The sequence below is a fragment of the Halomonas huangheensis genome, from assembly GCF_001431725.1.
Taxonomy (GTDB): Bacteria; Pseudomonadota; Gammaproteobacteria; order Pseudomonadales; family Halomonadaceae; genus Halomonas; species Halomonas huangheensis.
In genome coordinates this window covers 3,044,305-3,065,519 of sequence record NZ_CP013106.1, presented here as the reverse complement: position 1 = coordinate 3,065,519, position 21,215 = coordinate 3,044,305, and the positions used below count along the sequence as shown (strand labels likewise).

Below are 21,215 nucleotides of genomic sequence, written 5' to 3'. Positions count from 1 at the left end.
TGGTTCAGTGACGAGTGGTTCAGTGACGGGTGGATGAGTCTTCGGCAAACGCTCCGGAGAGACCTTCTTCCACAACGATCCATCGCAACTAATGTAAGAGGGTTTTGCAATTTGGCATAGCTGCTTTCGGCACTGACTACCGTAATCGTCTGGAGCCTGGGGTATGCTGGTTAAGCAGGGGCCATCGAGCCTGAGATCGATAATTACGATGCTGAGGTAGTGTTTCGCCGACCGCAGTAGTGAGGCACGCCCGGGAGGGAGCCATGAAAACAATTGGATTGCTGGGTGGTATGAGTTGGGAGTCCACGGTGAGCTACTACCAGGTCATCAACCGTGAGGTTGGTCGGATCATGGGTGGGCTTCATTCCGCCAAAGTCGTATTGGTCAGTGTCGATTTTGCTGAGGTGGAAAGTCTTCAGCATCAGGGACGCTGGGCCGACGCAGGGGATATGTTGGGAAATGCGGCACGCCAGGTCGAGGATGGTGGGGCCGAGTTACTGGTGTTGTGTACCAACACCATGCACAAGGTGGCCCGTCATATCGAGAAGGCCGTGGAAATTCCTCTATTGCACATTGCCGATGCCACGGCTGATGCATTGATCGAGGATGGTATCCAGCGCGTTGGTTTGTTGGGAACCTCATTCACCATGGAGCAACCGTTCTATCGCGAGCGCCTCGAGAGCTACGGGTTAGGCGTGCAGGTTCCGGATACACCTGCGCGTGAGAGCCTGCATCGAATCATCTATGAGGAGCTCTGCCACGGTGAGATCAAGGAATCATCGCGCACCGAGGTGTTGGAGATGATCGAGAGGCTGCGTGAAAATGGAGCCCAGGCGGTTATCCTCGGTTGTACCGAGATTGCCTTGCTGGTATCTGCCGAGCACACTGTGACACCGCTTTATGATACCACCACCATCCACGCTCGGCGTGCCGTCGAGTTGGCTGTGGGTGCCGCTCGTGGAGGTGCGAATTGACGATTACCGAACTGAATTGTTATCCCGTCAAGTCATTGAAGGGAATACGTTTGACCAGCGCTGAACTGGGCGAGCGGGGCCTTGTCCATGATCGGCAATGGATGCTGGTCAACGCCGACGGCCGTTTCGTCACCCAGCGCGAAGTTCCAGCCCTGGCGACCATTGGCGTGTCACTCAATGACACTCACATGGCGCTGACCTATCCCGGTATGCCTGACCTTGAAGTTAGCCTTGACGTGCGTCTGGCACCGCCGTCGAATGCAGAGCGACGGGAGGTTCGAGTCTGGCGGTCCGACTGCCTGGCGCTGGACGAGGGAGCTGATGCCATGGCGTGGCTGAATGACGTCCTCGGGCCTCAGGGTGTCAGTGGCCTGCGTCTGGTGCGCTTTGATCCACAGCAGCGACGTGAGGTCGAGCATGACTATCTGCGTGAAGGGGAGCCAGGAGCAGTGCACACGGCATTCGCGGATGGTTACCCGTTGCTGGTCACCAGCGAGACATCGTTGGAGGCGCTCAACCGTCATCTCCGCGGCAAGGGGGAGAGCGAAGTACCGATGACACGTTTTCGTCCCAACCTGGTTGTGTCCGGTGTTGACCAGGCCTTTATCGAGCGCAACTGGCAGTCGCTTGTCGGCCCGGGCTATCGTCTGGGTATTCGCAAACCCTGCAAGCGTTGCAAGATCATCACCATTGATCAGCGCAGCGGTGAGACGCCTTCGGTCAAGGAGCCGCTACGCAGCCTGGTGGAACTGGACACCCAGCCCGGATGGAAAGGTGCCTTCTTTGGCCAGAATGCCATCATTGAAAGTGGCGTCGGTGCAACGCTGCGAGTTGGCGACGTGCTGGACATCACCACCGCCTGATGACAACCGAACTCTGTCACTCATGAAGCTGTATGAAGCCGCCGGTGCAATGCGTGCACTTGCTCGGCGAGCTCCAGTGCAGGGCCTTCGACCTCGGCCCCCGGCACGATATGGGTAATGGGCAGTGGTACCACTGGTCCGGTGGCCACTCCCATTGCTGCCAGCCACTCACCCAACTGCTGTGAGGAGCTGGCGTAGACGATACGTCCCAGTCCTACCCAGCCGTGAGCTGCCGCACACATGGGGCAATGCTCGCCCGAGGTGTATACCGTAGCGGCAGCCCTTGCTGCAGGCGTCATGTTCTCGGCCGCCCAGCGTGCGATAGCGAACTCGGGATGTTGAGTGGCATCACCGCCTGCAACATGGTTGTGATCTTCGAAACGTACTTCGCCCTGCGCATCGACAAGAATCGATCCGAAGGGCTCGTCTCCCTTGTTCAATGCTTCTCTGGCTAGCTCGATACAGCGTTCCAGGTGGTGCAGATCAGTTGGCGTCATGTGAGGCTCCTGTGTAGATTCTCTACGAGGCTGCGCCTGAGATTCCTGTCCGAGCACCGAGACAGATAAGTGAGCCTGTGAGCGCGGCCCTGACATAGGTGTGCCGGCATGATCCGGCACTGAGATGTTGAACACTCCTTGATCCCCCGGGAGGGCAGGTGAGATGGCATCGGCGCCTGCTGCCGTATTTCGCTCAGCTCTCGGGAGTCTGCTGGTCGGGTAGCGTATCCACCAGTTCCAGGGCCACGCTCAGGCGAATCAGGTGCGCCAGGCTGCCAGCGCCGAGTGCCTTCATGATGCGCTGACGATAAACTTCCACCGTCTTGGCACTCAACTCGAGATGCTGTGCAATCTCACGGCTGGTATAGCCGCGGGCTACCTCCTTCAGTACCTGCTGCTCCTTCAGTCTCAAGTCCGCGTAGCGTTGCTGCAGGCCGCTCAGACGCTGTTGGCGATTGAGGCGCTCACGCTGTATCACCAGCGCTTGCTGGATAATATCGATCAACTGCTGCTGATTGAACGGCTTTTCGATGAAGTCGACGGCACCCGCCTTGAGTGCCGCGACAGCCATGGACACATCACCGTGGCCGCTGATCATGATCAGCGGCGGACAGGTGTCGAGGCCCTGCAGACGCTGTTGCACCTGAAGGCCGCTCAGGCCTGGCATACGCACATCGAGCAGAATGGCGTCATGCTGTTGTGGGTCAGCATCGAGAAAGGCATCGCCGCTGGCATAGGCGCGAGTGCGCAATCCAACCGAGTCGAGCAGCCAGATCAGCGACTCACGCAGGTCGTCGTCGTCATCGACGATGGCGACACAGGCGGTGGTTGCGGTCAGACCCGTATCAGTGGGGTTGTGGTCCGTATAATCAGTCACGGCCATCTCCGTGGCGATGAGTATCAGTGCCGGTGGCGGCCGGCAATATCACACGAAAGACTGCTCCTGTCATACCGGCGCGCAAGGCCGATTCGGGATGCGCCGGGGTGCTGTCTTGTCGTTCTGCATTGTCTTGTCGCTGTGCATTGCCTTGTCGCTGTGCATTGCCGGTCGACGCGCCCGGCGAAATCAGTGTCAGGTTGCCACCCATGGTTTCGGCCAGTGAATGACTGATGGATAACCCTAGCCCAGATCCCGATGCGGAAGCGACCGCTCCAGATGATGAGACGAGTGGTGCAAGGACCTGTTCGATCAGGTCTGCGGCGATCCCCGGGCCATTGTCCTGTACCTCGATGGCGACCTCTTGCGTAGCAAGCTGCCAGACCTGAACCTGGATGCGGCCCTCGATGGCGATGGTGCCGCGTGGCCTGTCCTGCTGATTGTGCTGTTGGTCGTTCTGGACAGGCAGCCGCTGTCGACAGGCTTCTTCTGCATTGAGGATTAGATTGACCAGAATCTGCTCGAGAGCGATAGGGTCTACGTGCACGAGGGGCAGATCATCGCTGGCGATGATCTCGAGAACAATGCCCTGCTGTTCACACTGCCACTGGCAGAGCTGGCGTGCCGCGTCGAGGATGTCGCGGATATCCAGTGGTTGGCAACGTACTTCGCCATGGCGCACAAACTGACGTATATGGCGCAGACGTGACGAGAGACGTTCGATCTGTTCACTGACGCGTTGTAGAGGCACTGCCAGCTGTGAGGCGGGCTGCTCCGGTTGGCGTTGTAGCTGCATCAAGGCACCGTTGGCATAGTTGCTCATGGTGGCCAGCGGCTGATTGCATTCGTGGGCGATATTGCTGGCCAGTTCGCCGAGCATGGCCCGGCGATTGGCATGAGCGACCTGTTGTTGCAGGCGACGATTCCTGGCTTCTGCTTCCAGTCGTCGGCTGACATCGCGTGAGACGCACAGGATATCGATCAACTCGCCGCTCTCGGGATCGCGTCGCGTGCGACTGGTGGTCTCGAACCACACGTAGTGTCCGGCGCGGGCGCGAAAGCGGTAGGTCTGCTGATAGAAGCCTTCATGGTAGTAGATGCGTGGGGACTTCGAGAGCAGAGCACGCAGATCATCAGGGTGGAAGAGGTCATAGGCTGAGGCACCAATCAACTCTTCCGGCGCATAACCGAGTAGGTCGCTGGCGGCCTGAGAAGCGTAGAGAAAGACACCGTTCTGATCATGGCGTGAAATCAGGTCGGTGGTGTTCTCTGCCAACCACTTGAAGTGTTGCTTTTCGTTTTCCGACTGCCGTTTCTCGCTTTCCAGTTGCTGGATGCGTGCCTCCAGTTCCTGAATACGCTGGTTGTCGGTGATTGGCATCTGTGAACCCCTGACTGGCATTTCGATACCCTTGTGGATCAGCGAGCGGGATCGACCACACCGCCCAACGAAGCGTTGCGACGGAACCAGCCAGCGATACTGGCCCTGGGTTGATGCGTCGGCAGGACTTCATGGGGAATCCGATCGGCGAGAAAGCAGACGAAGGTTCCGGCATCGGGTGTGACCCTGGCAAGCTCCCTTTCGGGATCATGCTGATCGAAGATTACCATTTCACCCCCTGCGTCCTGAGGCCAGTCGGCATTGAGATAGCCTACCGTGGATACCACGCGATTGGCTCGGCCACGAAAGCTGTCGAGATGGCGGCGGTAGAAGGCTCCGGCAGGGTAGTGAGCAAAATGTGCCTCATACTCGAACAGTCCCAGGTACAGGCTGACGTTGATGGCCTGCTGCAGTTCCCGCATGGCATCAAGGTAGCGCCGTTGTGCGAGCGTTTCCCGATTCAGCCAGTGAATGGCATCGCCGCGGATATCCTCACGCAATTCATGCTCCTTGCCTCGACCGACGCCAGCACGGCTCATTGATTGCTGTTGAGCGCGGATTGTGACTTCCTGATGCAATGCCTGGCATAGCGCTGGGTCCAGCACCTGTTGACCGATATACCAGCCGTGTTCGACCAGCGAGTCGATCAAGGCATTGATCTGCTCAGTGGGAAGCAGGCAGGGCTCGGGATAGCTCATGGGCGTGGTGCTCGACGAGGTGGCAGGTGCTTTAGTTTACCCTCGGGTTTGTTGAAAAGACCCATAGGTAGATCAAATCCTTCGGCCAGCAGCTCGACCAGCATCATGGCTGAAAGACCCCAGATCACATGGTCATCACCCTGGTGTGCGGCGACTCGGTAGCTGGGAACATAGATGTCACGCCCGTCGACGGGAATCACATCAGTATGAGTGCGACAGTCGTCGAGAAAATGGCGCAGCGGGACCTCGAAGATCACATCCAGCTCATTGCTGTCGGCGACCAATGGCAGGTCAGGTGGAATCACCCCAACGAAGGGTGTGACCTTGATACCGTACAGTGACAGGACGTCCGACAATTGGCCGAGTATCTCGACTCGCTCACGGGGCAGGGCGATTTCCTCGCAGGATTCACGCAGCGCGGTATCGAGGAGGTCGGCATCCTGGGGCTCGCGCTTGCCGCCTGGAAAGGCGACCTGGCCTCCATGAGTGGAGAGATGGTTGGCACGGCGAGTAAACAGCAGCGTCGGCTCAGGACGGTTGACGATGGGTATCAGCACTGCCGCTTCCGGAAGACGCAAATGGATGCGTCTGGGGTGAAGTCCTTGCAGCTTTTCGCGAAGTTTCTCTAACATGGGGCTTCCATCGAGTTTATTCTCTTTTTCCCAGTACATGGCACAGGCGTCAAGCTTGGGCAGCAGCCTCTCGGGAGCGACATGAACTATTGCAGCCACTGTGGCCAGCCGGTCAGTTTCGCCATTCCAGATGGGGATGACCGCCCACGCTATCTCTGCCGCTCCTGTGGCACGATTCATTATCAGAACCCACGCATCGTGGCCGGTACCTTGCCTGTCAGTGGCAGCCGTGTGTTGCTGTGCCGGCGAGCTATCGAGCCACGCCTGGGCTATTGGACCCTGCCGGCAGGATTCATGGAAAACGCTGAGTCCACCCCCGAAGCTGCTACCCGGGAAACCCGGGAGGAAGCCTGTGCCGAGGTAGAATTGCAAGGACTGTATACCCTGATCAATCTGCCGCATATCAACCAGGTATTCATGATCTTCCGCGGCGAGCTCAAAGGCGACTTCGCTGCTGGTGTCGAAAGCCTCGAGGTGGCGTTGTTCGAGGAAAGGGACATTCCCTGGCAGGAACTGGCGTTCCCGACAGTCGAGCGCACCTTGCGTCATTACTTTGCTGATCGCCAACAGCAACACTATCCGCTGCACATCAGCGACATCACCATGGATGATCGCCGGTTATTCTTTGACCTCGATTGACGCCCCGTTCGTTGCTCGCTGGATCAGAATTCTTCCACACGCCACACATCGAAGGCCGGCTCCTCGTAGGGATGGGCCAGCCGCAGGGCAGCGACGGCAACAGCGATCAGGCTATCCTCGCAGACCAGTTCGACCTTGAGTTCATTGACGGTTTCCAGGTCGCCTACCGCTCCGATATGCGGAGTGGCGCCATCCAGTGGTCGAAACTGTCCACGCCCCGGCGTCTGGAAGCAACAGGCCTCGTAGTTGCCGATACGTCCGGCGCCGGTGGCGAAGACGGCTTCCTTGACGGCTTCGGCATTTTCCTCAGGGACAAAGAAGGCAAGCTTGTACATGACGGTTCCCATTGCGTAGTGGAGGGGGATAAGTGGTGGTGAAGGATATATCGTGGTGAAAGAAATAGTGATGGTCGTGGGGCCAGTGACCCTGGAGCCAGTGACCCTGGAACCAGTGATCCTTGAATCAGTGATGCTGGAAGCACACCAGTGAGAGATCACAGGGAGTGGATAAAGCATGCAGCTTGAACTGGCCGCTGAGCAACTTGGACTTCAACTTCTGGCAGCTCCGCAGGCACTGTCGGGTGGCGACATCGCTGCGGTTTGTGTGATTGATACGGATCAGGGACGGCTGGTCGCCAAGCGTGACGATGCTCAGCGTCTGGCTGGCGAGGCCGATGGGCTGCGGGCGCTTGCCGCCCATGCCAGCCCTTTGGTGGTACCGGAAGTGGTGGGCCTTGCCGGTGACTGGCTGATCATGGAGTTTCTCGAGCGCGGCTCACCTCAGCCTGCGCGGCTGGGGGAGGGCCTGCGTGGGTTGCATACTGTGCGTCGCCCGGCGCATGGCTGGGAACACGACAATGCCTGTGGGCGGACACCACAGCCCAATACCCCCTGTGCTGACGGACGTGAGTTCCAGCGCGCCAGGCGCTTGTTGCCGTTGACTGAATTGGCTGGGAAGCGGGGCTTGCTGAGCGAGACTGATCAACAGCAGTTGCACGCAGTAGCCAACGGCCTGGAATCCTGGCTGCCGAATGTGTCGGCGAGTCTGATTCATGGCGACCTGTGGTCGGGTAATCTACTCTACTCGAATCGTGGACCAGCACTGATCGACCCGGCAGTCTATCGTCATTACCCCGAGGTCGATCTGGCAATGCTGACGTTGTTCGGTGCGCCTGGCGATGAGTTCTTCGAGGCGTACTGGAATGGCTCGGCTCCAGATGACTGGCCGCGGCGAGAGGCGCTGTTTCAACTCTATCCTCTGCTCAATCATCTAGTGTTGTTCGGGAGTGGTTATCGCAGTGGCTTGTTGGCGACCCTGGCCCGGCTGGAGCAGTTCTGATCTGGCCGGAGCGATTCTGATTCGATCGAGTGGTCTGGATTCCACTACAACAGCGTTGCTCCGGCGCGCTCTTATCCAAACAGGCGGCGCCACCAGCTGCTGGCCTGTTTTTTCACCGTAGTGGGTTCAAGGGAGGCTTCGAGAAATTCCCGAATTGGCGCTACCTGAGATTCTCGGTCGAGCATGGGCGCATGGCCGCAGCCTGGTATCTCAAGAGTGGTCAGCGAAGGCTTGCGCTCCGCCATGCGCTCAACGCTTTCACGGGACAGCAGTGGGGAATCTTCGCCACGAACAACCATCAGTGGACACTCGATGGCATCCCAGTCAGCCCAGGTATCACGTGGGGTGTCATGGACGAATTGCTCACCGATACGAGGATCGTAGTGATAACTCCAACTGCCGTCCGGCAGGCGTCGGGCACTACCCAGCACCAGTTCACGCCAGGCGTCTTCGTCGGTGATGCCGAATCCGGCGTAATGGCGACGCAGTTCAGCGTCCAACTGGCTGAAGCGACTGAATCGATAGGGGATGGAAAAGTAGCTGGCGATTTCGGTCAGGCCTTCACGAGTCAGCTCAGGGCCCACGTCATTGAGTACCAGACGCTTGATTCGACTACGAGTATATGGCTCGGCGGCCAGCAGCATACCCAGCAAACCACCCATCGAAGTGCCGACCCAATCAACATTTTCAAGCGCAAAATGGTCGAGAATGGCGACGGCAATCGTCATGTAATGAGAGTAGAGATAATCGTTTGCAGGATAGAGCGACCAGCTGGACAGGCCGCGCCCGGGAGTGTCGGGCGCGAGGATACGCCACTCGGGACCGAGTACGCGGGCCATGCGCTCGAAATCGCCGCCATGGCGGGCCAGGCCATGCCAGGCGACGACAGTATTGGGTGCATCGGGGTGCCAGATTCGTATTGCGACTTCCAGCTCTCTGACCTTCAGTGTTTCGAGGCGATCCATACTGTCTCCTGTAGCCAGCTACTTTAGCAGGCGCCTGGTTTGCGAAGTACCTGGTTTGCGAAGTACCTGGTTTGCGAAGTACCTGGTTGCCAAGTGCTTTGAGGACTCGTGATTCGGTCGTGATGTATCTCGATTCGCTGATTTTGCTGCTGTGCAGCATAGTAGATTGGTAGATGGATGGTGCGAAATCAGGAAATTTTCACCATCCTTGCATGAACGGCGTTCGAATCAAGCGCTAAACATGCGACAATGTATGTAAATGGATTTCCATCTGGATATAGACTCGAGGAACTTTCAATGACGCCATCCCGTCTCGACACGCCAGCCAGGCCTGCCCGTGTAATGTTCCGCAGGAAGCTTATCGGCGCGATGGTGGCTGCGATGCTGGCCGGACAGGCACAGGCTGCTGACCTGCTCGCGATCACCCGTGATGCGCTGGACAACAACTCCGAACTGGCTTCGGCTCGTGCTACCGCCAACAGTGTAGAAGAAGGCCGCAGCGTTGAGCGGGCCGACTTGCTGCCGCAGGTCAATGCTTCAGGGGAAGTCGCCTACAACCACATTTTCGAGAGCCAGTCTCAGGCAGGCTTCAGTGGTACCAATGGTGACGACTCCTATGCCAGCTATGGGCTGAATCTGCAGGCGACTCAGGCGCTTTACGACGCCGTCAACAGCCGTGAAGTCGGAGTGGCTGAACGGCGTATCGACCAGCAGACCTACGTGCAGGCCTCGACCGAGCAACAGGTCCTGATCGATACTGCTTCTGCCTATTTCGACATTCTGCGCGCCTACGAAATTCTCGAAGCACGCCAGGCGCAGGAGCGTGCCATCGGCCGTCAGTTGGAGCAGGCTCAGGAGCAGTTCGATGTCGGCCTGATCGCGATTACCGAGGTTGAGGAAGCGCGAGCCAGCTTCGACCAGTCACGTGCCGATCGCATCGCTGCGGAGAGTGATCTGCAGGTGGCTTTCGAGTCGCTCGAGCGCCTGACAGGCAAGCGTTACGACAGTATCGAACGTCTGCAGGAGGATCTGCCGATCAGCCTTCCCGAGCCTGCCAGTCGTGATGCCTGGATCGACATGGCGCTCGAGAGCAACCCGGAAGTGCTGGCAGAGCAGGCCGGTGTCGAGGTCGCTCGAGAGGAAGTCAGCGTAGCGCGTGCCGGCCACCTGCCGCAGGTGAATGCCTTCGCCAACTATGCCTACAGTGACTCCGACAATGACGCGGTGACCAACTATGATTCCAACAGCCAGGTCGGGATCAGTGCGTCAGTGCCTATCTATGTCGGTGGCCGTACCAGCGCCTCGATCCGTCAATCGACCTATTCGCTGGAAGCCAGTCAGTACGACTTCGAGTCTCAGCGGCGTGAGGCGATTCTGCAGGTGCGCTCGCTGTACACCCAGGTCAGTAATGATGTGTCCACTGTTGCAGCCCGCAAGCAGGCCATCGTTTCCAACCAGAGTGCGCTGGACGCAACGCGTGCCGGTTATGAAGTCGGTACGCGCAATATCGTTGACGTGCTCAATGCCGAACAGAGCCTTTATGACGCCATCGCCGACCATGCTGATGCACGCTACGACTACGTCGTGGACCTGCTGAGTCTACGTCGTCAGGCGGGCCTGCTCGACGAGAATGCCATTGCTGAAGTCAATGGTTATCTCGTCGGTGAAGGTCAAGTCAACTTCACTCTGCCGGAGCAGGGCGGGACCTATGAGGCAGCAACGGATATCGGCGAGCGTCCCCAGCTTCAGCAGTAGCGAAACTCAATAACGATACGATGGGCCGAAGCACCCTTCGGCAACGAGTAAGGTGGGTCAGGGGCAGACGCTTCAGTATCTCTGGCTCGCCCCTGACGTACATATAAAGACCCCCCTAAAGGAATCACAGGGATGAAAATCTTTACCTCTCAAGGGCGCCCCCTGGTGGCCCTGGCGGCGGCCTTGTTGATTGCTGGCTGCGGCCAGGATGACGCCGCGTCACAACAGGCTGGTGCCGGGGGCGAGCAACAGATGCCGCCCAAGGCGGTTGAAGTGGGAACACTGCAGCGGCAGGACCTTCCCCTCGACAAGTCTTACCCGTCCAAGCTCAGAAGTGACCAGGAAGTAACGCTGGTGGCACGTGTAACCGGCTACCTGGAGGAGCGCAAGTTCGAACCGGGTGACATGGTTGAAGAAGGCCAGAGCCTGTATTCCATCGAGCCCGATCTCTATCAGTCCACAGTTGAGCAGCGTGAAGCGGACCTGGCCAGTGCTCAGGCCACTCTGGCGCGTGCTCAGCGTGATGCCAACCGTTTCCAGCAACTGGCCGCTCAGAACTCGGTGAGCCGTCAGCAGGTTGATCAGGCGCTGGCCGATGCACGAGTGGCCAACGCCAGCGTGGCCCAGGCCCAGGCCGCACTCAATAGTGCCAAGCTCGATCTGAACTATGCCGATGTCAAGGCTCCGGTTTCCGGGCTGATCAGCTTGAGCCAGGTCAATATCGGTAACCTCGTCAGCTCAGGAACTGAGTTGGCAACGATCACGCCGCTGGATCCGCTGGAAGTTCGTTTCCAGTTACCACAGCGTGATGCCTTCGAGCTGCGCCGTCAGTTGCAGGATCAGAAGGTCACCGATATCGGCGCGACCCTGGAAGTGCCCGGCATGGAAGGTCAGCCGAGCAGCCAGCTCAAGGGCCACCTGGAGTTCCTCGGCGCGCGTGTCGACACGGGTACCAGTACCGTGCAGGCGCAGGCCACCTTTGCCAATCCGGAAGGTTCAATACTGCCGGGCCAGTTCGTGCGTGTACGCCTCGATGGCATGAAGCGCTTCAACGTGCTGGCAGTCCCTGAACTGGCGATGACTCAGGGCCTGATGGGGCCGCAGGTGTTTGTTCTGGATGAAGACAACATCGCACGTGCTCGCCCGGTGCAACTGGGGGAACCTGCTGGTGCGTGGCAGATTCTGGTCGGTGGTATCGAGGCCGGTGAGCGGGTCGTTGTTGGCGACCCGTCATCCATCAAGCCGGGTACGCCGATTGAGCCGCAGCCGTTTGATGGTGATGCGGAAGCGCTGATGCAGCAATTCATGCAGGAGCAGCAACAGCAGCAGGCTCAGCAGCAGGCAGCGGCCGGCGGTGGTGAGCCGGCGGCAGCGGCTGGTGATGGCGCCGCTGAAGCCCCCGCAGCGTCACAGTCAGCGGCTCCGACTGAGGAGGCTCCGGCCAATGACAGTGCCGAGGCGGCAACTGGCAACAGTGGTGATGCTGCTCAGCAGGTGCCGATGAGCAGCGATGCCGAGTCCGATCCGGAGGCGCAGGAGGCGCAGGGAGCGGGTAACGAATGAACTTCGCCAACTTCTTCATCAAGCGACCGATCTTTGCCTCGGTTCTGGCGATTATCCTGACCATCATCGGTGCCATGAGCATGCGGGTGCTGCCGATCGAGCAGTATCCCTCGGTAGTGCCGCCGACGGTATCGGTATCTGCTTCCTTCCCGGGGGCGGATGCTGAAACCGTGGCACAGACGGTGGCCGCGCCGTTGGCGGAAGCAATCAATGGTGTCGAGGACATGCTCTACATGAACTCGACCAGCTCCGACAATGGCTCGATGAGCCTGAGCGTGGCCTTCAACATCGGTACCGACGGTGATATCAACACCATCAACGTCAACAACCGGGTTCAGGGCGCGCTGTCACAGCTTCCCGAGGCTGTACAGCAGCAGGGTGTTCAGGTTGAGTTGCGCTCAAGCCAGATCCTGATGCTGGTGTCGTTGATCTCGCCGACAGGCGACTACAACGATATCTACATGCAGAACTATGCGACGCTGAATATCCTCGACGAGCTGCGCCAGGTACCAGGTGTCGGTGAAGCCGAGGTGTTGGGTGGCGGCGAGTTTGCCATGCGCATCTGGATGGACCCCAACAAGCTGGCCGAGTATGATCTGACGCCTTCTGAAGTTGCGGCAGCCATCCAGGCGCAGAATACCGAGGTGCCCGCGGGTAGCCTGGCGTCGACGCCAACCGATAATCCGCGAGCCTTTACCTACACCATCACTGCGGGTGGACGGCTATCGAGCACCGAGGAGTTCCGCAACATCCTGTTGCGTACCAATCCTGATGGCTCGGCGCTGACGCTCGATGATGTGGCGCGTATCGAGCTCGGTGCATCCTTCTATGGCGTTGAGGCACGTCTCAACGGCTCGACCATGACGCCGATCATCGTCAACCAGCAACCCGGTGCCAACGCCCTTGAAACGGCCGAGATGGTCAAGGCCAAGATGGATGACCTGCAGGCACGCTTCCCGCCTGGCCTGGAGTATGTGGTGCCCTATGACACCACGCTGTTCATCGATGCGTCGGTGGAAACCGTACTCCACACCTTCATCGAAGCATTCCTGATCGTCGGCGTGATTCTGTTTATCTTCCTGCAGAACTGGCGCTTTACGGTCATTGCCATGTCGGTGGTACCGGTGTCGGTACTGGCGACCTTCGCCGGCTTCTACGTCTTCGGTTTTTCGATCAACCTTCTGACGCTGTTCGCCATGGTTCTGGCGATAGGTATCGTGGTGGATGACGCGATATTGGTGGTGGAGAACGTCGAGCGGGTGCTGTCCGAAGACGAGGATATCACCGTCCGGCAAGCCACCGTCGAGGCCATGCGTGAAGTGGGCGGACCGGTTATCGCCACGTCATTGATCATGGCGGCGGTATTCGTGCCGGTAGCGTTCCTCGGTGGGTTCACCGGGCAGATCTATCAGCAGTTCGCCCTGACCATCGCCATCTCGGTGGCGTTCTCGGCACTGATGGCTCTGACCTTCACGCCTGCGCTGTCGGCGATCTTCATCAAGCATGACCTGCATCGCAAGGAATCGCCTTTCATGCGCGCGGTGCGTACACCGTTGCGTCTGTTCGATCGTTTCTTTGCCGGTGTCACTGCCATCTTCATGAAGGTAGTGAAGCTGCTGGTACGCGCCTGGGTGTTGACGCTGGCATTGGTCGCGTTGGTGATGGTCGGTTCCTGGTGGTTGTACGAGAACACGCCCTCGACGTTGGTGCCCGAGACGGATCAGGGCATCGTGCTGGCCGCTGTCACGCTGCCTGACTCGGCATCGCTGGCGCGTACTCGCGAATACATGTCGAAACTCAGTGAACGCATCGAGGAAGTGCCGGGCGTCCAGTACTCTTCGGCCATCGCCGGCTATGACATGTTGTCCAGCTCGGTGAACACCGCGCGAGGCATCATCTTCATCAATATGGAGCCCTGGGACGAACGCGAAACCACGGCAACCGATCTGATCGGCAAGATCATGCAGATCGGCGGTGAGCTTGATGGTGGCTCGGTGATGGCATTCAACATGCCTCCGATCATGGGCCTGTCGACCACGGGTGGTTTCACCGGATACCTGCAGTCCTACGGCGGTGCTTCGCCGGAAGAAATCTACCAGGCGTCTCTCAAGGTCATGGGCGCAGCGGCGCAGAACCCGATGCTGAGCCAGGTCTTCACGACCTTCAGCGTCAATGTGCCGTCCTACCGCGCCGAGATCGATCAGAAGAAGGCGCTCAGTTACGGTGTTTCGCTGACTGATCTGAACTCGACGCTATCCAATACCTTCGGTAATGGCTTCGTCAACTTCTTCAGTTATCAGAACCGTAACTTCCAGGTCTATCTGCAGAACGAGTCGGAGTTCCGGGACACGCCCGAAGACATCAATCATGTCTATGTGCGTGGTGGTAATGGTGAGCGCATTCCATTGTCGGAGTTCGTGACACTTGAACGCCAGGCGGCTCCTGCGGCAGTGACGCGCTTTGGCGTGTACTCTGCAGCCCAGTTCCAGGGGGGGCCTGCGCCGGGCTACTCTTCGACCCAGGCAATCCTGGAGATGGAAGGCATTGTCCAGGAGACTCTGGGCAGCGATTGGGGGATGGGCTGGACCGGTACCGCTTATCAGGAAAGCACCCAAGGTAATGCAGGTACCATCGCCATCGTCTTCGGCATGGTGATGATCTTCCTGATCCTGGCCGCCCAGTACGAGAGTTGGTCCTTGCCGTTGGCGGTACTGACAGCGACGCCTTTCGCGGTACTCGGTAGTATCGCCGGTATTGCCATGCGTGGGCTCGATACCAGCGTCTACGTACAGATCGGCTTGCTGGTGGTGATAGGCCTGGCGGCGAAGAATGCCATCCTGATCGTCGAATTTGCCGAGTTGCAGCGCAAGGAGATGGGCAAGAGTATTCGTGAAGCGGCGATCATCGCAGCGGAACTGCGTTTCCGTCCGATCGTCATGACCTCGCTCGCCTTCATCTTCGGTACCTTGCCACTGGCATTGGCAACCGGTGCCAGTGATACCAGTAGTCACCATATCGGTACTACAGTGGCGGTAGGTATGGCATCAGTGGCGATTATCGGTAGCTGTTTCGTACCGGCCTTCTACGCCATGATTGCGACCTTGTCGCACAAGATGTTCGGTAGCAAGGAACACGAGCAGGACGAAGATAAAGAGCCGAGCAAGGGATAACCTGCTTACGACTCTGTTTTACCCTTCCAGACACCGCCTTCGGGCGGTGTCTTTTCTTTCATATCTGCATACAGCCTTATCGTTCAAGGCTGTGTGTTGATGCTGCACTGCAAAATGATCTTTAACTACAAAACATTGTTGTAAAAAGGAAAACTCGCCACATTACGCTCAATCATAGCTATGCTGATAGGTGTAGCTGGCTGGTTGGTTTCGGCGGAAGGAGGGTTATCATGGATATTGAACTCATCAGGGACACTGCCTTTGGCTTCCCTGTCATTTTCTTCACCATCCTGCTGCCTGTGATAGGGCTTTACTGGTTACTGGTGGCGCTGCGCCTGGTGCCGTTACAGGTTTTCGAACACGACAGCCTGCGCGATGACCACTTGGCAAGCACCATGGTCTCGCTGGGTTTCGCCGGCATTCCGGTAACGGTGGCGTTGAGTGTGCTGTGGCTATATGCAGGGCTCATTACGCTTGCAGCGGATCTGCTGGTCCTGCGCTGGTTCGATCTTGCTCTGGTTATCATTCCGCTGGGGATGGTCATACTATGGGGCGCCTTCGCGCTGGCATCGCCGCTGGCAGCCCGTACCTGTCGTGCATTGGCGAAAAAGTGGCGCGATCATCCAGCGCTCTGCCAGCGTTGTCTGTTGGGTGAGCGTGTGCAGGTGGTGGGTTACGCCGACGACTCAGGATGTTGTCGCGCTGTGCTGTGCAGTGACGGTACTCGGGAAATCTGTCTCAAGGGCAAGCCCGGCGCCATGCCTCAGGGAGGGGAAACACGGGTACTGGTCAAGTATCTCGCTGAGGAGGATCGCTTCCGTTCAGTTGCGGAGAAGGATTTTCTCGATGCTCGGGCGCGCCTGGTTCACCTCAAGTTGATCGAACGTCATGAACGTCCCCATTATGATGAAGAGGGCGATAACGCTCATTCACACTCGCATTAGAACCAACGTCAGTGCTCAGGTTTGTGCTGGTGCTCGCGCGGGTGTTCATGCCGGTACCGACGCATGGAAGAGGCACCACCCTCGGGTGCAGCTAGCCCGAGGGCGGTAATAGCTCGGCAACTGGCGAGAACTGGCGAGTCATCAGTCGGGGTCGCGGCGGATCAGACCAATCAGCGTATCGACCAGCTCCGGCCCATGCTCACGCAACGAGTAGGCGTCTGGTGCTCTCAACCACTCCCAGAACTGGCCACTGAGCGCATAGTGGAATAGCCGTGTGGCCTGCTCGGGTGTCAGTCCCTCACGTAACTGCTGATTGATTTGCGCCTGGCGGAAATGGCGCAGGAAAACCTCACGACACTCGTCGGCAATCTCATCCTTGACCTCAAGTGGGTCAAAATCCGTAGAGCGCTCACAGTGATGCAGCAGAATGCTGTGTACGCGCCGGTGATGTGGGGTATCGAGGTGTTTGACCCCAGCATGGCAGCCCAGGCGCAGGGCCTCGAGAGGCCGATCAGCGAGGGTAGGATCATCCAGCGCCGTGATCAGGTCCTCGAAAGGCATGCGCACGCGATCGAGCATGGCACGAAACAGGTCACCCTTGTTGCGGAAGTGCCAATAGAGCGCTCCGCGAGTGACGCCGGCTCGACGGGAAATCAGGTCCAGAGAAGCATTGGCGACACCACGCTCGAGAAAGACTTCCTCCGCAGCGTCGAGCAGTGCTTCTCGAGTAGCGGCAGCTTCGGCCTTGGTGCGACGAACCATGATGACGAGCAATCTCCGGCAGGGTGAATATACATATTCTACCTCATCAGGAGAGTGTGCCGTAGACGGAATTGGTACATATGTCTCAGAAAATTGGACTCGTTTTAGCGACACTGTCACGGTATAAGGAGCATAAGGAATCCCGGTTGTCTGTGGCATGGTGAACATGATCCCAAGTCCATGAGGACGCAGACATTTCGTGCATTCCGCGTCCCTGCCGTTGCGGTGGCAGGCAAGATCGGTACAAGGAACTACCATGGCTCGTGCTCCCTTTGAACTGGCCGGGGTTCGTGTCGCACCCGGCACCCGTGCGCAGATTGACGTCCCCATTGCCAAGCTCTATACCCATGCTCCGCTCGACATCTCTGTGGAGGTTGTACACGGCCGCCAGCCAGGACCAACCTTGTTGGTCTGTAGTGCCATTCATGGTGATGAGATCAATGGTGTCGAGATCGTACGGCGTCTGCTGCATTCGAGGCAGATCAACCGCCTGCGAGGCACGTTGATTGCCGTGCCGGTCGTCAATATCTTCGGTTTCGTGCAGCACTCTCGATATCTGCCGGATCGACGCGACCTCAACCGTTGCTTTCCCGGCAGCGAAGTCGGTTCACTCGGTGGGCGTATCGCCGCGCTGTTTCGCCAGCAGATCGTCGATCACGCGACCCATATCATCGACCTGCACACCGGTGCCATTCATCGCACCAACCTGCCGCAGGTTCGCGCGCAACTGGATAAGGCCGATGACGAGACACGGCGTATGGCGGATGCATTCGGCGCGCCGGTGATTCTCAATGCGGAACTGCGCGAGGGCAGCTTGCGTCATTATGCCCAGAGTCGTGGCATTCCAGTGCTGACCTACGAGGCAGGCGAAGCGTTGCGCTTCGATGAGTGGGCGATTACTTCTGGTGTACGCGGAGTGCTGCGCGTGATGCGCAGGCTTGGCATGTTGACGGGGGAGCAGCGCCGGCGTGCACCGCCGGCGGCAGAGGTCGCCAACGGCTCGAGCTGGGCGCGTGCGCCCATTGATGGCATCCTGCGTCCGCGTGCCCGGCTGGGAGCGAGAGTCTCCCGAGGAGAAGTATTGGGCATTGTCGCCGATCCCTTTGGAAATCAGGAAGGGGAGGTATTGGCGATGGCTGATGGCATCGTGATTGGCGCTAGCCGGCTGCCATTGGTCAATGAAGGCGAGGCGCTGTTCCATATCGCACGTTTCGACGAAATCGATGAAGCGGAGAATGCCATCGAAACCTTCCAATCAAGCCTCGAACCACCTCCCGACTCGCTTTACTGAAGCACTGCAATAGCAAACGGCCAGATCCGGAATAGTGGATCTGGCCGTTTGCGTTGTCGTCAGGGCACTGTGCCGCATTTTATGCTGCGCTTTCGGGCTCTACCTCGGGCACCAACCCCAGGGCATCATCGAGTACGCTGAGTCCCGCGCCTTCGCGATGCGCGTTCTCGGATAGATGGCGACGGAAACGACGACCGCCAGGACAACCCTGAAACAGCCCCAGCATGTGGCGGGTCATGTGATTGAGCTTCGCGCCTTCCTCGAGGCGACGGACGATATAGGCGCGCATGGCCCGTGCTGCCTCATGACGATCAGTAGCAGGGCCAGGAGTGCCATACAGCGCCTCATCGATACCCGCCAGCAGCCACGGATTCTGATAGGCCTCGCGACCGATCATCACGCTATCGACGTGCTCCAGCTGCGCATGGCACTCCTCCAGCGTCTTGATGCCGCCGTTGATGCCGATATGCAACTCCGGGCGGTTGGCCTTGAGGCGGTGCACACGCGGATAGTTGAGCGGCGGAACATCACGGTTTTCCTTCGGCGATAGCCCCTGCAACCATGCCTTGCGCGCGTGGACGATAAAGACCTCGCAGCCGGCATCGGCAACCTGCTGGATAAAGTGCTCGAGATCGGCATCCTCATCTTGATCATCAATCCCGATACGACACTTGACCGTCACCGGAATCGACACCGACTCGCGCATCGCCCGCACCGCCGTGGCGACCTTGTCCGGATGGCCCATCAGGCAGGCACCGATCAGATTGTTCTGAACCCGATCACTGGGGCAACCGACATTGAGATTGACCTCGTCATAGCCCCACTCCTCGGCAATCGCCGCACACTCCGCCAACTCACCGGGATCACTGCCGCCCAGCTGCAGCGCCAGAGGGTGCTCGACCGCATCGTAACCGAGGAACCGTTCACGCGGCCGCCCATGCAGAATGGCACCGGTGGTGACCATCTCCGTATACAGCAGCGCATGGCGCGTCAGCGTACGCGCAAAGACCCTGTAATCGCGGGTCGTCCAATCCATCATCGGTGCAATAGAAAACCGACGAGCCTCGGAAATGGGAGGGTATGTCGTCATATCAACCACTTATGTGCAGCGTCATACTGATGAATACGCAGTGAAACCGCCTGAAATCCACTTGCTGTGTACCACCACTGTACCCAGCAAGGACGAAAGCCTGTTTCGAAGGGTAGCTGGTACACCATAGCGGCAATTCAGTCGTGCGGTATCCGGAGGCTGGTCATTGTACGCAAGAAAGGGAGCCCGGCACAGAGTGGGGGAGTGTGCGTCGCCAATGAGCTCGAGCTACTGCAGGAGGTCCTCAATGAGCTCAACGAGGTAGTTGGAGAAGACATCATCCCGTTTCGCTCGTACTCGCTGGATGGCGGCGAGGGTGTCTGTGTCATTTTCGGTGGCCCGAGCCGACGGGGTCGTTCAACGGCCTTCATGCTGGTCAAGCATGCATCCCGTTCGCCTCCATTGTGTCCATCAATCTACTTGATGATGTTGGTTATGCAGCGAGCGTGGAGTAAATGTTATCGAATTTTACGGAGACCAGGGTGAATCGGTTACATACTGTTTCATGGATTGTTGAACAATCAATATGTCGGCTCTACTTGAGCCAAAAGAAGATATCACCCTCGAGGAATAACGTTTCATATTGACCATCAGAAACCTGTATCAGGAATGTGGGTTACGGGGAAGTGAAGGCAATAAACCATCAGAATCGGCGTGTTTTTTCAAGTTAGCCTCAAGTAAAGTTTGGGCACGCCCTTTCCTTCGGAGGGGGAGTTTGATGCATTTCCGACTTTTGTCTACGGTGACTGACGAAGTTCGAAGGAGGAAGACATCATGCAAGATACTCAAGATCTTTTCCCGACGCGCCTGGAGCGAAAACTTGGTTTTTTCGAGCGTATCGATCCGGTCATACATTGCAATGATAAACAGCGCGCTGATGGACCATTAAGCGCAGACGAACTTGAGGAGTTTGATAGAAAAGGATTTCTATCGTTCGAGTGCTTTTTTGATCCAGAAGAGATGGAGGACTTTGTTCAGGAATTGCGCGATTACGAGGAAGATGAAGATTTAAAGCTGTCCGAAGGCACGATACTGGAGCCGGGGAAGCAGGAGATACGCTCAATTTTTGGTATTCACCAGGACTCTGAGCGCTTCAGCCGGCTGACAAGAAATCCTCGCCTGCTGTCCATGGTACAGCAAATACTCGGCAGTGATGTATATATTCATCAGTCACGGATAAATTACAAGCCTGGCTTTAAAGGAAAAGGCTTCGACTGGCATTCGGATTTCGAGACCTGGCACAGTGAAGATGGCATGCCGCGCATGCGCTCTCTGAGCTGTTCGGTCATATTGAAGGCGAATGGCGAATTCAATGGCCCTTTGATGCTGATTCCGGGCTCACACAAGTATTTCATTCCTTGTGTCGGTCGCACTCCGGAAGATAACTATAAGGAGTCTTTGAAAAGTCAGGAAATCGGTGTTCCAGATGCGGCTAGCCTGAGAAAGCTGATGTTGGAGAATGATATTGAAGCTCCTAAAGGTGCCTCAGGTACTTTAATAATGTTTGAGTGTAATACGCTTCACGGATCCAATATCAATATGTCTTGTTGGCCGAGGAGTAACCTGTTCTTCGTTTATAATAGTGTCGAGAATGTCCTTCATGACCCTTATTGTGGTAACAAACCACGCCCTGATTTTCTCGCGGCGCGAAAAGACTGGGACCCACTCACGCCGGTAGAGACAAAGTCGTAGAGTAAAGGCGAATAAGCGTATTTAGGTCGTTCCTCCGTCAAGGGGGAATTCCAATCGATCACATCGTTGTTACCTTATATCCGA

19 protein-coding genes are annotated in these 21,215 nt (G+C 57.8%); 10 read left to right on the top strand and 9 right to left on the bottom strand.

Annotation, left to right across the window (positions count from 1 at the left end):
* Positions 1 to 263: 263 nt before the first annotated feature.
* Both AR456_RS13405 and AR456_RS13400 read left to right on the top strand, forming a co-directional pair.
* Positions 264 to 974 (top strand): aspartate/glutamate racemase family protein, encoded by a 711-nt coding sequence (locus tag AR456_RS13405; protein ID WP_021818865.1) that lies wholly within the window; start codon positions 264 to 266, stop codon positions 972 to 974.
* A complete protein-coding gene (locus AR456_RS13400; RefSeq protein WP_021818866.1) occupies positions 971 to 1,837 on the top strand; it encodes an MOSC domain-containing protein in 867 nt (288 codons plus the stop codon). The genes AR456_RS13405 and AR456_RS13400 overlap by 4 nt, the downstream gene beginning before the upstream one ends.
* Before the next feature lie 20 nt (positions 1,838 to 1,857).
* On the opposite strand, the gene AR456_RS13395 is transcribed toward AR456_RS13400, so the two are convergent.
* The 5 genes from AR456_RS13395 to AR456_RS13375 form a co-directional block, all read right to left on the bottom strand.
* On the bottom strand, positions 1,858 to 2,334 hold the full coding sequence (locus tag AR456_RS13395) for a nucleoside deaminase (RefSeq protein WP_021818867.1): 477 nt from the start codon (positions 2,332 to 2,334) through the stop codon (positions 1,858 to 1,860).
* A 193-nt stretch (positions 2,335 to 2,527) separates the two neighbouring features.
* A complete protein-coding gene (locus tag AR456_RS13390) occupies positions 2,528 to 3,211 on the bottom strand; it encodes a response regulator transcription factor (protein WP_236995506.1) in 684 nt (227 codons plus the stop codon).
* Positions 3,204 to 4,592, bottom strand: a complete 1,389-nt coding sequence (locus AR456_RS13385; protein ID WP_021818869.1) for a sensor histidine kinase — start codon at positions 4,590 to 4,592, stop codon at positions 3,204 to 3,206. Before AR456_RS13385 ends, AR456_RS13390 begins: the two co-directional genes overlap by 8 nt.
* Before the next feature lie 38 nt (positions 4,593 to 4,630).
* Positions 4,631 to 5,290, bottom strand: a complete 660-nt coding sequence (locus AR456_RS13380) for a 2OG-Fe(II) oxygenase (protein WP_021818870.1) — start codon at positions 5,288 to 5,290, stop codon at positions 4,631 to 4,633.
* Positions 5,287 to 5,922: a CoA pyrophosphatase gene (locus AR456_RS13375; RefSeq protein ID WP_021818871.1), complete on the bottom strand. Its 636-nt coding sequence runs from the start codon at positions 5,920 to 5,922 to the stop codon at positions 5,287 to 5,289. Before AR456_RS13375 ends, AR456_RS13380 begins: the two co-directional genes overlap by 4 nt.
* A gap of 81 nt (positions 5,923 to 6,003) precedes the next feature.
* Between AR456_RS13375 and AR456_RS13370 the strand changes: the two genes are divergently transcribed.
* The gene (locus AR456_RS13370; protein ID WP_021818872.1) at positions 6,004 to 6,561 is read left to right on the top strand and encodes an NUDIX hydrolase; all 558 of its coding nucleotides are present in this window, start codon (positions 6,004 to 6,006) and stop codon (positions 6,559 to 6,561) included.
* 23 nt (positions 6,562 to 6,584) lie between these two features.
* Here the strand turns inward: AR456_RS13370 and AR456_RS13365 are convergent, their stop codons facing one another.
* Positions 6,585 to 6,896, bottom strand: a complete 312-nt coding sequence (locus tag AR456_RS13365) for a YqfO family protein (RefSeq protein ID WP_021818873.1) — start codon at positions 6,894 to 6,896, stop codon at positions 6,585 to 6,587.
* Positions 6,897 to 7,074: 178 nt separating this feature from the next.
* Between AR456_RS13365 and AR456_RS13360 the strand changes: the two genes are divergently transcribed.
* The gene (locus AR456_RS13360; RefSeq protein ID WP_021818874.1) at positions 7,075 to 7,899 is read left to right on the top strand and encodes a fructosamine kinase family protein; all 825 of its coding nucleotides are present in this window, start codon (positions 7,075 to 7,077) and stop codon (positions 7,897 to 7,899) included.
* Between the two features lie 71 nt (positions 7,900 to 7,970).
* Here AR456_RS13360 and AR456_RS13355 read toward each other — a convergent pair whose 3' ends face one another.
* On the bottom strand, positions 7,971 to 8,864 hold the full coding sequence (locus AR456_RS13355) for an alpha/beta fold hydrolase (RefSeq protein WP_021818875.1): 894 nt from the start codon (positions 8,862 to 8,864) through the stop codon (positions 7,971 to 7,973).
* A 297-nt stretch (positions 8,865 to 9,161) separates the two neighbouring features.
* On the opposite strand from AR456_RS13355, the gene AR456_RS13350 reads away from it, so the two are divergent.
* The 4 genes from AR456_RS13350 (at position 9,162) to AR456_RS13335 (ending at position 16,296) form a co-directional block, all read left to right on the top strand.
* The gene (locus AR456_RS13350; RefSeq protein WP_031207712.1) at positions 9,162 to 10,619 is read left to right on the top strand and encodes a TolC family outer membrane protein; all 1,458 of its coding nucleotides are present in this window, start codon (positions 9,162 to 9,164) and stop codon (positions 10,617 to 10,619) included.
* A 132-nt stretch (positions 10,620 to 10,751) separates the two neighbouring features.
* Entirely contained in the window at positions 10,752 to 12,182 is a 1,431-nt protein-coding gene (locus AR456_RS13345) for an efflux RND transporter periplasmic adaptor subunit (RefSeq protein ID WP_021818877.1), read from the top strand.
* The gene (locus tag AR456_RS13340; protein ID WP_021818878.1) at positions 12,179 to 15,352 is read left to right on the top strand and encodes an efflux RND transporter permease subunit; all 3,174 of its coding nucleotides are present in this window, start codon (positions 12,179 to 12,181) and stop codon (positions 15,350 to 15,352) included. The genes AR456_RS13345 and AR456_RS13340 overlap by 4 nt, the downstream gene beginning before the upstream one ends.
* A gap of 230 nt (positions 15,353 to 15,582) precedes the next feature.
* On the top strand, positions 15,583 to 16,296 hold the full coding sequence (locus AR456_RS13335; RefSeq protein ID WP_021818879.1) for a hypothetical protein: 714 nt from the start codon (positions 15,583 to 15,585) through the stop codon (positions 16,294 to 16,296).
* A gap of 141 nt (positions 16,297 to 16,437) precedes the next feature.
* Here AR456_RS13335 and AR456_RS13330 read toward each other — a convergent pair whose 3' ends face one another.
* The gene (locus AR456_RS13330) at positions 16,438 to 17,058 is read right to left on the bottom strand and encodes a TetR family transcriptional regulator (protein ID WP_021818880.1); all 621 of its coding nucleotides are present in this window, start codon (positions 17,056 to 17,058) and stop codon (positions 16,438 to 16,440) included.
* Positions 17,059 to 17,314: 256 nt separating this feature from the next.
* On the opposite strand from AR456_RS13330, the gene AR456_RS13325 reads away from it, so the two are divergent.
* The gene (locus AR456_RS13325; RefSeq protein ID WP_021818881.1) at positions 17,315 to 18,349 is read left to right on the top strand and encodes a succinylglutamate desuccinylase/aspartoacylase family protein; all 1,035 of its coding nucleotides are present in this window, start codon (positions 17,315 to 17,317) and stop codon (positions 18,347 to 18,349) included.
* A gap of 79 nt (positions 18,350 to 18,428) precedes the next feature.
* On the opposite strand, the gene dusA is transcribed toward AR456_RS13325, so the two are convergent.
* Positions 18,429 to 19,439, bottom strand: a complete 1,011-nt coding sequence (gene dusA, locus AR456_RS13320) for a tRNA dihydrouridine(20/20a) synthase DusA (RefSeq protein ID WP_035588386.1) — start codon at positions 19,437 to 19,439, stop codon at positions 18,429 to 18,431.
* Between the two features lie 774 nt (positions 19,440 to 20,213).
* Between dusA and thpD the strand changes: the two genes are divergently transcribed.
* A complete protein-coding gene (thpD, locus tag AR456_RS13315; RefSeq protein WP_021818883.1) occupies positions 20,214 to 21,131 on the top strand; it encodes an ectoine hydroxylase in 918 nt (305 codons plus the stop codon).
* Positions 21,132 to 21,215 lie beyond the last annotated feature (84 nt).